Annotated in this window: 13 protein-coding genes and 1 tRNA gene; 13 read left to right on the plus strand and 1 reads right to left on the minus strand. The window is 58.2% G+C overall.

Translation table 11 applies throughout. The features are described from left to right. The 13 genes from VI215_13630 to VI215_13690 form a co-directional block, all read left to right on the plus strand. The coding region (locus VI215_13630) for a glycosyltransferase family 9 protein (protein ID HEY6193358.1) at positions 1–298 on the plus strand (298 nt) is incomplete at its 5' end. A gap of 16 nt (positions 299–314) precedes the next feature. Beyond that, positions 315–941, plus strand: a complete 627-nt coding sequence (locus VI215_13635) for an L-threonylcarbamoyladenylate synthase (protein ID HEY6193359.1) — start codon at positions 315–317, stop codon at positions 939–941. Positions 942–1,140: 199 nt separating this feature from the next. Then, a tRNA-Arg gene (locus VI215_13640) sits at positions 1,141–1,214 on the plus strand. A 40-nt stretch (positions 1,215–1,254) separates the two neighbouring features. Further along, positions 1,255–1,956, plus strand: coding sequence for a tetratricopeptide repeat protein (locus VI215_13645; GenBank protein ID HEY6193360.1), 702 nt, complete (start codon positions 1,255–1,257; stop codon positions 1,954–1,956). 54 nt (positions 1,957–2,010) lie between these two features. Further along, a complete protein-coding gene (locus tag VI215_13650) occupies positions 2,011–3,378 on the plus strand; it encodes an MATE family efflux transporter (GenBank protein ID HEY6193361.1) in 1,368 nt (455 codons plus the stop codon). A gap of 5 nt (positions 3,379–3,383) precedes the next feature. Continuing rightward, the gene (locus tag VI215_13655; GenBank protein HEY6193362.1) at positions 3,384–5,522 is read left to right on the plus strand and encodes a PP2C family protein-serine/threonine phosphatase; all 2,139 of its coding nucleotides are present in this window, start codon (positions 3,384–3,386) and stop codon (positions 5,520–5,522) included. A 24-nt stretch (positions 5,523–5,546) separates the two neighbouring features. Next, positions 5,547–5,903 (plus strand): STAS domain-containing protein, encoded by a 357-nt coding sequence (locus VI215_13660; protein ID HEY6193363.1) that lies wholly within the window; start codon positions 5,547–5,549, stop codon positions 5,901–5,903. Between the two features lie 42 nt (positions 5,904–5,945). Next, a complete protein-coding gene (locus tag VI215_13665; GenBank protein HEY6193364.1) occupies positions 5,946–6,383 on the plus strand; it encodes an ATP-binding protein in 438 nt (145 codons plus the stop codon). Positions 6,384–6,397: 14 nt separating this feature from the next. After that, entirely contained in the window at positions 6,398–8,149 is a 1,752-nt protein-coding gene (locus VI215_13670) for a SpoIIE family protein phosphatase (GenBank protein HEY6193365.1), read from the plus strand. Positions 8,150–8,393: 244 nt separating this feature from the next. Beyond that, positions 8,394–9,317, plus strand: a complete 924-nt coding sequence (gene prmC, locus VI215_13675) for a peptide chain release factor N(5)-glutamine methyltransferase (protein ID HEY6193366.1) — start codon at positions 8,394–8,396, stop codon at positions 9,315–9,317. Continuing rightward, positions 9,314–9,772 (plus strand): D-aminoacyl-tRNA deacylase, encoded by a 459-nt coding sequence (dtd, locus tag VI215_13680; protein HEY6193367.1) that lies wholly within the window; start codon positions 9,314–9,316, stop codon positions 9,770–9,772. Before prmC ends, dtd begins: the two co-directional genes overlap by 4 nt. Before the next feature lie 10 nt (positions 9,773–9,782). Then, complete coding sequence (locus VI215_13685) at positions 9,783–10,520, plus strand: hypothetical protein (GenBank protein HEY6193368.1); 738 nt, start codon at positions 9,783–9,785, stop codon at positions 10,518–10,520. Further along, entirely contained in the window at positions 10,520–11,443 is a 924-nt protein-coding gene (locus VI215_13690) for an alkaline phosphatase family protein (GenBank protein ID HEY6193369.1), read from the plus strand. The genes VI215_13685 and VI215_13690 overlap by 1 nt, the downstream gene beginning before the upstream one ends. 135 nt (positions 11,444–11,578) lie before the next feature. Here VI215_13690 and VI215_13695 read toward each other — a convergent pair. After that, positions 11,579–13,078, minus strand: a 1,500-nt coding sequence (locus tag VI215_13695; GenBank protein ID HEY6193370.1) for an IS1182 family transposase, incomplete at its 5' end; no start/stop codon positions are given.

Below are 13,078 nucleotides of genomic sequence, written 5' to 3' on the forward strand. Positions count from 1 at the left end.
CTCCATTCTTCAATCCGCGGAGTTGATCCGGCGATGCCGCGCGCTTGTTTGCAATGACAGCGCCCCGATGCATCTTGCCGTGGCCGTCCGGACGCCTGTCGTGGCGATATTCGGAGCCACGGTGCCGGAGTTTGGATTCGCGCCGATCGGGGAGCGTGACGTCGTCCTGGAGACGAAGGGCCTCCCGTGCCGCCCGTGCAGTATTCACGGTGGCGATGTCTGTCCGGTGAAGACCTTTGTCTGCATGTTGGATATTCCTGTGGGAAGGGTGGTAGAGGCGGTGGAGAAACTGTTATAAGCAACGGCGAAGTCCAGTGAGAAATGTAGCTTCAGAAATCGTCAGCAAGGCGGCGGAGGTGATCCGAAAGGGAGGCGTCCTCCTTTACCCGACGGATACCATCTACGGCCTTGGTTGCGATGCCCTGAATGGGGCGGCGATTCAGCGGGTCTTCGAAATCAAGCGTCGAGCCGATGACAAGCCGGCGTTGGTTCTGATTCAGGATGGAGCGATGCTTGATATGCTGGCGGCGGAATTTCCTCCTATTGCCTCCAAGCTTGCGAAGCGGTTCTGGCCGGGCCCCCTGACGATCATCTTCAAGAGTAGATGGGATCTTCATCCGCTTCTTACGGGCAGCGGTGGGAGGGTGGGTGTGCGGATTCCCGATAACGACTTTTGCCGGCGGCTACTTAAGGAAACCGGCGTCCCGATTGTGTCAACGAGCGCGAACATCTCGGGGACGGAGGGGCCCGGGGATATCGGAAGCCTCCGGTCGCTATTTGGGGGCCTTGTGGATCTTGTGGTGGATGCCGGCGAGCCGGCCTCAAATTTGCCATCGACGGTGGTTGATGTTTCGCATGGGATACTGACAATCGTGCGCGAGGGGGTCATCCCGGCAGAGGCGGTTCGTGAGGTCGTGGACCGCAAAAGGCCCGCAACCTAAAGGTTGCGGCTACCGAATCTCGGGGTACACGTTTGCGCAACCTAAAGGTTGCGGCTACCGAATCAGCTAGCGACGGCATTACCGACGCGTGGAGATAGTGCGAAACTAACGTTCCTTGCCAGGGTTTGAAAATCTGCCCAAAATTTGCTACATTATTCGACGTGTTGTTTCCGCTCCGACCACCAAATGTGGGTGCAGCGCGCCCGTAGCTCAGATGGATAGAGCGACAGCCTCCGGAGCTGTAGGTCGCGCGTTCGAATCGCGCCGGGCGTACACCGGGTACCAACAAATCATTCAAAGGAAACGTTGATTCATGCTCACTCCAAAGAAAAAGATCAGCAAGAAAGAGATCAAGCAGGACGAATTGCTGAATGTGTACGTAAAGGCCTCGTCCTTCTACTACGAGAACAAGCGGTATGTCAGCTATGCGATCACGGGGCTTGTCGTGGTGATCGCGGCAACCCTGATCTTTATCAATAACCGGCGGGCGAGCAACGAGAAAGCCGCCACGGAGTTGGGGAGGGTCTATGGAGTGTACGATCAGGCGCAGAGCCCGGCCCAGTTCCAGCAGGCGATCGACGGACAGCGGGAGCGCGGCATCATGGGGCTGAAGGCGATCGTCGAGAATTACGGGAACACCGAATCCGGAGAGATCGCCCGTCTCTATCTCGCCAACGCCTACTACAACCTCGGGAAATACGACGAGTCGATGCAGCAATATGAGAGCTTCAACAGCGGGAACAAGCTGCTCGAGGCCTCGGCCCAGTCGGGTCTTGCCTCCTGTCATGAAGCGAAGGGAGAATACGCAAAAGCTGCCGCGAGCTATGAAAAGGCCGCCGGTATGGTATCAAACCAGATCAACACGCCGGAGTATCTCACCTCTGCAGCCCGCTGTTATGGAAAGGCGGGGGACAAAGAGAAGGCCATCGCACTTCTGAAACGCCTCAAAACGGAATACCCGACCTCGCCGCAAGCCCGGGACGTCGATCGGTACATCAGTGAATTCTCGGCCTAGTGGGGGCATCGCGTTTGAGTAAACCCATCCGCCCGCCGGAATGGGTTTTTTATTTTGACGGCACTCGCCGGCATGCGGCTCGGACTTAACAGGCAGCTCTCCCGGGAAGTCCTGTCGCTCGCTACGCCCGCCGTCGCGGGTCTTTCTTTCCAGATGGTTGTTTCGATTGTCAACACCGCGATGGTCGGGAGACTGGAAGATACCCAGGTCCAGCTCGCGGCCCTCGGGCTTGGCTTCCTCGGCACCTGGGCGATTACCAGCCTCTTCTCGAGCCTCAGCACGGGCACGCACGTCCTGACGGCCCGCCGCCACGGCGAAGGAAACGATCTCGCGGCCGGCGAGGTTCTCAACAACTCGCTCGTCGTCTGCGCGATTCTTGGGGTTGTGTTCGGCGGACTCGGGCACTTCTTCTCCCACGCGATCATAGACTTCTTCTCGAAGAATGATGCGGTGACGGAAGCGGGCGCCGGGTACATGCGGTATCAGTTTCTGGGTCTCCCTTTTTTCCTGCTCATCGTTTCCTACCGGGGATTTTTCAACGGCATCGGACATACGAAGATTTTCATGTTCTCGGCCATCATCATCAACGTGTTCAACATCATCTTCAACTATATTTTCATCTTCGGAAAGCTGGGCTTTCCCCGGATGGAGCTCGCGGGCGCGGGCCTCGGGTCCGCGGCGAGCATGGTCCTCGGCTGGCTGTTCTTTTTGGGCGTAACTTTTGCCCCGAAATATCGAAAACAATATAAGTACTTCTCTCATTTCTCGATCTCAAGGGATGTTATTGCGCAAATCGTCAAAATCTCCGTGCCGGTTTCCCTGCAGAACATCCTTATCCTGCTCGGCTTCCTGGTGTTTGTCGCTATCACCGGAATCATCGGGACGGTCGACCAGGCCGCAAGCCAGGTGGTCATCTCCGGGCTCTTCATCTCTCTGATGCCCTGTTTCGGGTTCGGGATCGCGGGACAGACCCTCGTCGGCCAGTCGATCGGCAAGGGAGACGAAAAGCTCGCCCATGCCTACGGCTATGAGACCGCCAAGCTCACGACCATACTCACCATCGCGATCGGGATCATCTTCGTTTTGGTCCCGGACGCGGTGCTTTTGATCATCACGAACAACGACGGCGTGATCGAAGTGGCCCGTCCGATCCTGCAAATCGCAGGCGTGGCGCAGGTGTTCTACGGCGCCGGAATCATTTTCGCGAACGCTCTCCAGGCGGGCGGATCCACCGTGTTCGTCATGGGTGTCGAGATCGTGACGCACTGGCTGATCTTCCTCCCCCTCACGTATGTCTTCGGCGTGACCCTGCATGGAGGGGTGAAGGGAGCCTGGTTGGCCCTTCCGGTCTACGTCCTTGCCTATACTTCCATGAACTTCCTCAAATTCCGGTCGGTCGGCTGGTTGAGAAACAAGATCTGAACGGCATGGAACTTCCCACCCTCAAAAGGAAACTCAAGAAAGCGGCTCTGCTCTCGATTTGCGCCGTGCTCTTCGGCGCGGTCTTCGTCGTCGATGTCGTCAACTGGAGCGTGGACATCGAGTGGGGGTGGCTGAACGCCGCGCGCCACATCTTCATGGCGGGCGCGTTCGTCGCGCTCTATTTTCTCCTTGAATCTCTCTGGAAACGGGAGCAGAGCGCGGTCAAAAAGCTCGGCTTCGGACTCATCCTGGTCGTCCCGGTCGGCCTCGGCGTCGGCCTTCTCTCGTTCGCGTTGTCCAACTCCTTCGAGGTCAAAAACGAGGCGCTGATTCCGACCGGCTTCGACGCGGTGATCTTCGCAAACGTGTTCGGTGTCGTGGTCGGTTCGACGATGCTGATCGTCGGTCTCATCCTGCGCGACCTCATTCTGGCGCGGCGAAGGAAGGGAAGCCGGAGGAACTTCCTGATCCTCCTGGGCCTTCTGCTCGCATGCGCGCTCTCCACGCTGCCGTACGGCCAATTGGAGCGCGGGGAGCTGCCGATGGGCATCTTTGTCCTGGCCATCATCGCAATGATCGTGAATTCATTCCGGCTTTCCTGGATCGTCTATCTCTCGAAGAGGGAAAAACTCTTCAGCATGGGCTACGGGTTCATCCTGTTCTGCGCGTTTATCGCGTTCGCCATCGCGGCTTTCGGGGAGGGGTCGATCAGCACGGCTCTGACGTTCTATTCCCGCCCGCTCGTAGCGCTGGTACGGGGAGTCACGCTGTGGGGAGCCATCTATTTCGGGATGACCTTCGCAAGCACTCTCTTCCATCTTCCGACGGCGGAGGCGTTCGACCGGAAAAGCACCGAAGTCTCCTCCCTGCATAACCTGAGCAAGCTCGTCACCCAGGTATTCGATTTCAACGACCTCGTCGATTCGGTCACCAAGATGACGCTCGAAGTGTGCGAAGCGAAAAGCTCCTGGCTCGAGATCATCAATCTCACCCAGGGGCAACCCGCCCCCCGGGGGCCGTTCGGAGGGGCGCATTCGAACCATCTGGGTGAAACCGTTGCTCTCAAGAATATCTCGCGCGAGGATACCGACGCGATCATGATGTCGGAGGGGCAGTCGATCCGCAAACTCGTCCTGAACCTCCGGAAGCCGGTCGTGATCGACAGCGTCCGGCAGGACCGGCGGACGCAGCACCTCAAGGACCTGAACAATAAATTCAGCTCGATGGTGATCGTTCCCCTGCTCTCTCACGAAACCGTTCTGGGGATCCTCTACGCGACCAAGGATATGGAGTTCGGGTTCGACAAGGAGGACGTGGAGCTGATCTCCGCGTTCGCCGATCAGGCGACGATTGCGATCGAGAATTCACGGCTCATCGAGAAGTCCCTGGAACGGGAGCGGCTGATGCGGGAAATGATGCTTGCGCAGGACATGCAGCGAAAGCTGCTTCCCCAGTCGATTCCCGGGCTCGTGCAGGTGGACCTCGACGCCCTTTCGACCCCTGCGTTTGAAGTGGGGGGTGATTACTACGACTTTGCCATGCTGGACGACCACAACCTGGGGATCCTGGTGGGCGACGTGTCGGGAAAGGGAGTCTCCGCCGCCTTCTATATGGCGGAGATGAAGGGGATCTTCCAGTCGCTCTGCAGGATCGAGCGCTCGCCGGCGAAGTTCCTGGCAAGCGCGCAGGAGGCCCTGATCGGTACGATCGACAAGCGTTCCTTTATCAGCCTGATCTATGCGGTGCTCGACCTGCGGAGCGGCGTGATGACGGTCGCCAGGGCAGGTCATTGCCCGATGCTGTTCCGCTCGGGAGGAAAGACCTCGTACATCAAGCCGACGGGGCTCGGGCTCGGGATGGGCACCAGCATGTTCTTCAAAAAGACCATCGCCGAAGAAACGGTCCGTTTCTCGGTCGGAGATTATGCGGTCTTTTATACGGACGGAGTGACGGAGGCGCGGCCGAAAAACGGGGACGAATTCGGATACGAGCGGCTCGAGGAAGTCATCCAGACCGCCGATGTGACTTCGGCGGTGGGGATGCGGGACTCGATCGTGATGGCAGTCGACACACACATGCAACATGAACCGCCCGAGGATGATCTCACCCTCGTGGTGTTACGGTGGACAGGAAAATCAAACTAACTACATCTCTCACAGGAGGGCAGCATGAGTACGTTTAAAATCAATGTTCGGGAGTCGTCAAACGTTCAGGTTCTCGACCTCAAGGGGTACCTGGACGCGCACACGGCGCCCGATCTCGAAAAGGCCTTCCAGGACCTTCTGGATGGAAAAAAATATAAAATCATCGTGAACTGCAAGGATCTGACCTATATCAGCAGCGCCGGACTGGGTGTGTTCATGGCCTACATCGAGGACGTCAGGAAGAATCAGGGGGACATCAAACTGTCGAACATGTCTCCCAAGGTCTTCAATGTGTTCGATCTGCTCGGGTTTCCGCTCCTGTACGACATCACAAAGGATGAGGCGGAGGCAGTCCAGAAATTCACGAGCCTGAAGAAATGATCTCAGGACCATCCTCTGCGCACAAGCGGTAAACGGGCATCCATGAACGTGAAAACCGAACACCTCCATATCCCGAGCCAGACGGGGAAACTGAACCTCGTCAGGAACTTCATCTTCGAAGCCGCCCTTCGGTTCGGGTTCGACGAGGAAGCCGCCGGAAAGATCATGCTTGCCGTCGACGAGGCCTGCACGAATGTGATCAAGCACTCGTACGAATTCTCCACGACGAAAGGAATCGATCTCGAGATTCTGGCCCACGACACCCGGTTCGAGGTCGTCATCATCCACAAGGGAAAGCCCTTCGATCCGGAATCCGTCAAGACGCCCGACATGAAGAAGTATTTCAGCCAGTTCCGCCGGGGAGGCCTCGGCATGCATCTCATGCGCTCCCTGATGGACAAGGTGGAATACAAAACGCTCCCCGGCAGCCGGAACGAAGTCCACCTCGTCAAATTCCTGTCCGGTAATTCGAACCACTGACCGGCGGGATCACGATGCCGAAGTCGCGAAAATCAGCTCCACCCGAATCCGAGCGTACCCGGCAGGGAAGCGGACTCGACCTTTCCGCGCTGTTCGAATTCAGCACGGTCGTCAGTTCCTCCCTCGACCTGAAGTTTATCCTCGGCCATTTCCTTCTCACCCTCATGAGCAAGCTCCTCTCGTCCCGGGGGGTCATCATGCTCCGCAAGGACGGCCATCTCTTCGCAGTGGAGCAGGTCAAGGGCCTGCCGCAGGAAATGGTCGGGCAGGAGCTCGCTCTTCAACGCGTCCCCAACCGGCCCATCTATCCTGAAGAGGAAAATGCCGCAAAGATGCCCTGGCTGACCTACCTTATGGACCACCATATCGATCTTGCCGTTCCCCTCATCTCGCAGGGCAAATGCCTGGGGATCGCGGGCTTCGGGCGCGGCATGGGGAGGAAGAAACTCAACCCGAAGGAAAAGACGTATGTGAAGGCGCTGACGAACAGTGCGGCCGCCGCGATCGAGAAGGGGGTCATGATCACCGAGCTGAGCCAGGTGAACCGCCGGCTTGACCGGAAGGTGCAGGAACTGAACACCCTTTTTGAGCTGAGCAAAGAATTTAATTCGGTCCTCGACGCGGACCGGCTGACGCGGTTGCTGATGTTTTCCATCATGGGGCAGGTGGGGGCGAGCAAGTACTTCCTCAGTCTGCTCAACGGAGGGAAAATGGAGGTGGTCGCGAGCCGGCTCGACAAGAGTCCGGGACCCGAACTGGACGAATATTTCGCCGAAGTGACGGAGCCCTTTCTGGTCGCGTCGCCCCACAGGAAAGAAGGATCGCACGAACGGAAGTTGCTGGAGGAGCTCGGGGTCCACGTGATCGTTCCGCTCCGGCTTCAAAACAAGACGAGGGGGATTCTCGGACTCGGGGAGAAGATGAGGGGGGAACGGTACGGCCCGGCAGACCTCGAGCTGCTCTCGTCGCTCGGGAACCTCGCGGTGATCTCGCTGGAGAATGTCCGGTTGTTTCGCGAAGCCATCGAAAAACAGAAGATGGAAGACGAGCTCCAGATCGCGAAGGAAATCCAGCGCGGACTTCTTCCGGCAAAGCTCCCGCAGATCCCGCGGTTCGACATGGCGGCGGTAAACCTTTCCTCGAAGCTTGTCGGCGGCGATTACTACGACGTCATTTCGCTCGAGGGTTCCCGGTACGTCGTCGCGATCGGAGACGTTTCGGGAAAGGGGACACCGGCTTCGCTTCTGATGGCGAATCTTCAGGCGACGATCCGGGCGCTCGTGCCGCTGGGGCTGCCGCTCGCGGAACTGACCATGAGGGTCAATAATCTTATCTGCGAGAATACCGGCGCGGACCGTTTTATCACGTTTTTCTGGGGAATCATCGACGCCGAAGCGGGTGCCATGAAATACGTGAGCGCGGGGCACAACCCTCCCTATCTGATCCATACGGACGGATCCATCGACCGCCTCTCCGAAGGGGGCATCATCCTCGGTATCATGAAGGCGCTGATGCCCTATACGGAGGGGGAGGCGCGCTTCCGCCCGGGTGACGTCCTTGTGCTCTTCACAGACGGGGTGAGCGAAGCGATGAACGAGGCGGGGGAGGAATGGGGAGAGGAGCCGCTCGAGGCGATCGTAAAACTGCACCTGAAGGATTCCGCACAGACGATTCTTTCCTCGATCGTCGAGGGGATCATGGCCCATAACAAGGGCACCGAGCAGTCCGACGACATAACTCTCATTGTGGCGAAGATGCTATCGTAGGTTGTAGGGGCGACGCATGCGTCGCCCGGAATGATCGCGATACCCGCTGCGCCGGGCGGGGCATGCCCCGCCCCTACAAGAGCTGGTAATGCCTCAGTTTGTCATCCTGAGCGAAGCGAAGGATCTCCCCGCTTGGAAGAGATCCTTCGGTCGCTTTGCTCCCTCAGGATGACAGAATAAGGGGCTTGTTTATGTGGCGCGTACTCTGTATCTTCAGTTCGATGAAATGCGCTCCGGATCGTCAATGAATCCCACCGTTGTTGACACAAAGGGATGGACCGTTCTCGCCCTCATCGGGTGGAGCTCCGACTATCTCGCTTCGAAGGAATTTGAAAGCCCGCGTCTCACATCCGAGCTCCTGCTCTGCCATGTTCTCAATTGCCGCCGAATCGACCTTTACACCAATTTCGACAAGCTCCTCACAGCCGCCCAGCTTGCACAGTTCAAGTCGCATCTGAAGAGGCGGCTCGCGCACGAGCCGGTTCAATATATCGTCGGTTCCACCGATTTTATGGGGCTTCACCTTGAAATCGACCCGCGCACCCTCATTCCCCGTCCGGAAACGGAAGTCCTGGTCGAGCAGGTGATTTCGCAGGCACGCGGGGTTCCGTCGGAACCGCCGTCGAAGTCTCCGGCAGGGGTGTTGCGAATCCTCGACATCGGCACAGGAAGCGGAAATATCGCAGTCAGTCTGGCAAAATTTCTTCCGGGCGCGCAGGTCGTCGGACTCGACGCCAGTTCGCATGCGCTCGAGCTCGCCCGCCGCAACGTGGAGTTGCTGGATCTCGGAGACCGGGTGAAACTGATGGAGCACGATATCAGAACCGGCAAGGGGGTGCTCGAAGCCGGGAGCTTCGATTACGTTGTCTCGAATCCCCCCTACATTCCCGCGGGCGAGATCGCTTCTCTTCCCCCGGAGGTCCGGGAGTTTGAGCCGCCGCTTGCCCTTCAGGTCGAAGGGGACGGGCTGGAGTATTTCCGGATCATCTCGACGCTCGGGCAGGTCCTCCTGAAGAAGGGTGGATGGGTATTTTTCGAGGTCGGGTTCGGGCAGGAAGCTGCGGTTTCGTCGATCCTGTCGGAAGCCGGATTTACCGGGGTTGAAAGTGTGCGCGATTACAGCGGCATCCTTCGAGTTGTCAAAGGGCAGCTCGCCCCATTGGGATGAGGGCGCTCATCCAGCGGGTCAGCCGTGCAAGCGTTTCAATCGGAGGAACGCTCCATGATGAGATCGGGCACGGCATGCTCATCCTCCTCGGGGTTTCTGCGGCGGACGATGAGGCGGCGGCAGATTCGCTCGCGCAGAAGTGCGCCCAGCTCCGGATATTTGACGACGGGGAGGGCAAAATGAACCGGTCGGTGAAAGAGGTGGAGGGGAGCACGCTCGTGATATCGCAGTTTACACTCTATGCCGACACGGCGAAGGGAAACCGTCCGAGTTTTATTCAGGCTGCGAAGCCGGAGTTGGCGGAGCAACTCTACGGGAGATTTGTCGAGAATCTGAGAACGGAGCTCGGAGAAGGCCGGGTCCGAACCGGCGTCTTCCGGGCGATGATGGATGTGGAACTTACAAACAACGGACCCGTGACAATAATGATTGAGAGCAAGAATCATGCTTCGTAGAATTCAAGGAATGACCGTCCTCTTAACGGCGCTCGCCACGGTTTTTCTCGCGGGGAGTCTGGCCGGACAGACCAAAGGGCTTTCATCCAAGTCGACGCCAAACTACCGCATCCGGTACGACAAGGGTGTTTCGGCCGAAGATATCAGGAAACTCGGGAAGCAGCTTGAACTCACCTATGCCCAGTACGCCGGGCGGCTCGGGGTCTCCTTTCACAAGAAAGTTGACGTCTTCGGGTTCAGTTCGCCGGGCCGTTTCCGCTCGGATTCGCGCTCGGAGGTGTACGATGACGGGGAGATCCGCGACGGCAAGCTCTATTTCAACGTCGGAGTCGTTCTCAAATGCGATACCGCGCTTCGTGATCCGGTCTCGCGGGTGGTCTCGGAGGCGATCCTCGCGGAGATCAAGTGGTGCCCGAAGTGGCTCGTCGAGGTCTATGGAATCTATGCCGGCAAGGACATCTTACGCTTCGGTCCTGCCGCGGCGGCCAACGCCTCGAGCTTCTCCGACCTGACGGAAGACTACGCCCGCGCGGAAAACTCCAGGGATCTCGTCGAGGTGCACGCGAAGCTGGCGGCGACGGCGCGATTCCTCATCGACCGGTACGGGGAAGGTAAAGTCGAGAAGATGTTGCTGCAGTTCAAGCGGCCGCTGACCATCGAAGAAGCCTTCGAAGCGGCGTTTGGCGAGAAGATGCCTGTCATCGAGAAGGCGTGGGCCACCGCCCTGAAGTCTCCCCCGAAAGGGTGATGCAGCGGAGGCCGCATGTGCTGATGCTCTTCCTCGACGGGGTCGGCATCGGCGCGAAGGACTCCGGGTCCAATCCATTCTTCGTAGCGCCGCTCGTGGCGTTCCGCAGGCTCCTGGGAGGAGATCTGCCCCATCTCGAAGACCCCTACCGTGAGGCCCCCGGCGTCTCAGTGGTGCCGCTGGACGCCACCCTGGGCGTGCCCGGGCTGCCCCAAAGCGGGACCGGACAGGTTGCCCTCCTCACGGGCGAGAACGCGGCGCAAACGATCGGCAGGCATTTCGGGCCCTTCCCATACTCCACGCTAAAGCCCCTCCTGGAGGACCGGAACATTTTCACCCGCCTCAAGGCCTCGGGAAAAGCCGGGTTCTATGCGAACGCCTTTCCGAAATTGTACTTCGATCATATGAAGACGCGGAACGGGCGGATGACCGCCATACCGCTTTCCTGGACAATGGCGGGTCACGCGCTCCACGACGCCGATGCTCTCGCCGAAGGAAATGCCCTGTCGGCCGACATCACCAATGCGCGGTGGCCGAAGCTCGGGTATCCCACGATGCCGCTCATCAGCTCGGTAGATGCGGGCAGGCGGCTGACCAGGATGGCGCAAACATATGATTTTGTCCTCTTCGAGTTTTACCTGACCGACCATGCGGGGCATAGCCAGTCGATGGAGGAGGGCGTTCGGGCGCTCACGATGATCGACGGCCTCCTGGGGAGCGTGATGGATACGCTCGATCCGGATTCGACTCTCCTGTTGATCACAAGCGATCACGGGAACCTGGAAGATCTCTCGACGAAGACACACACGAGGAACCCGGTACCGCTCCTCGCCGCGGGGGCCTCAAGGAAGGAATTTCTGGCGGGGATCACCGATCTGACAGGAGTAGCGCCAGCGATATTGCGCGTTCTGGGAGCGGAGTAGGGGGAACGATCCCCGTCGGAGTCGGGTTGCGGCGCGGAGCGCCGCGTTATGCGTTCCCACGCAGACAGACTGTGTGAGAACTTCCCCAAAGGGGTTTCATCAGACTTTGACGTGGGGATTTACACTTCTCCTCGTTTAGAAGATCTGCTCTGCCCGAGGATCGATGGAACAAAAAAAATGACAGACGCTCCTCACCGCACCTCCCACAAGCGTTTTGATGGCTTCCACCAGTTTCGGAAGCCCGATGATGTTCAAAACACGCTTAATATTGTAGGCAAGTACGCTGAGACTCACCTCCGCCGAGACCTTCGCCCTGCCTCGCATCAGAAAGTACCCCTGATTCATCGACCGCTTGATCGTGCCAAAGGGATGCTCCACCAATTCCTTTCGCTTCTTCACCTTTTCGGGCTGTTCCAGCATTCTCCGGTGCATCGTCTCAATCACCTGTTCATCCACCCAGCGGTACACCCGACGATTGCCGTGTTGACTCCGTGTACACTGTGAGCGTAGTGTGCACCCCTTACACACGATCCCCTCGTACACCCTCGTCTCTTTGCCCCCTTTTGTCGATTGAAATCGATAGGTGAGCTCTTGAGATGCAGGACAGATGTAGCAATCACGGGTGGGATCATACCGGAAGTCTTTGTCGGTGTAGAGACCGAGCAGTTTATTCTGCGATTTCTCCGGCTCCGGGACGTAGCAGGTAATCTGCTCATCCTCGCACCGTTTGATCTCAGCCTTGTTGTAGTAGCCCGCATCGGCAGTCACCTCAAGCGTCTGAACGCCGAGGGTCTCTTTTGCCCTGATCGCCATCCGGGATAACTGGTTCTGGTCGTTGGTGTCGCTTGTCGTATCGTGATCCACAATGAGCTTATGCTTCGAATCGACCGCAATCTGCACGTTATAACTCGCGTCCACACCCTGAGTCCCGGTGCGCATCATCCGGCTATCGGGATCAGTCTGGGAGATCTGCGATTGTCCGGTCTCCAGGAGCATCTGTTCCAGCCGCTCCAACTCTCGCTTGTGTTCTTCGAGCTTGGCGATCTGATCGTTCAGCTCTTTAGCTCGAGCACTCGGGATAACCTTTTCCTCCGCCTCATCCTCACCAGCGAGAAGGGCAAAATATGCCGCAATCTTCTCGTCGATGCTTGTGAACATCTGCCGGAGCTTTTCGGTGGTGTAGGTGCGACTATTGTGGTTGGAAGCGCTGAATTTACTCCCGTCGATCGCGATCAGTTCACCTCCGAAGAGATCCATCTTCTTGCAGAGCAGGGTGAACTGCCGGCAGAGCTTCTTGAGCCCGTCCGCGTTATCCTTCCGGAAATCGGCAATCGTCTTGAAATCGGGGTGGAGCTTCCTCAGAAGCCACAACAGCTCAATGTTCCTGTATGTCGCGTGCTCCAGTTGACGGCTACTCCTGATCTTGTTCAGGTATCCGTAGATGTAGAGTTTGCACAGATCCCGAGGGTCGTACGGCGGCCGTCCGGTCTCTTCCGGTATCGCATGAGTAAACCCCAGCTTGATGAGGTCCTGGCTCTCCACGAACGCTTCGATGAATCGGACGGGATTGTCCCCGGTGATGTAGTCATCCACCGACTCAGGAAACAGCATCCTTTGGCCCCGATCACTTCCTTC

Source organism: Bacteroidota bacterium, assembly GCA_036522515.1.
Classification (GTDB): domain Bacteria; phylum Bacteroidota; class Ignavibacteria; order UBA10030; family SZUA-254; genus VBOC01.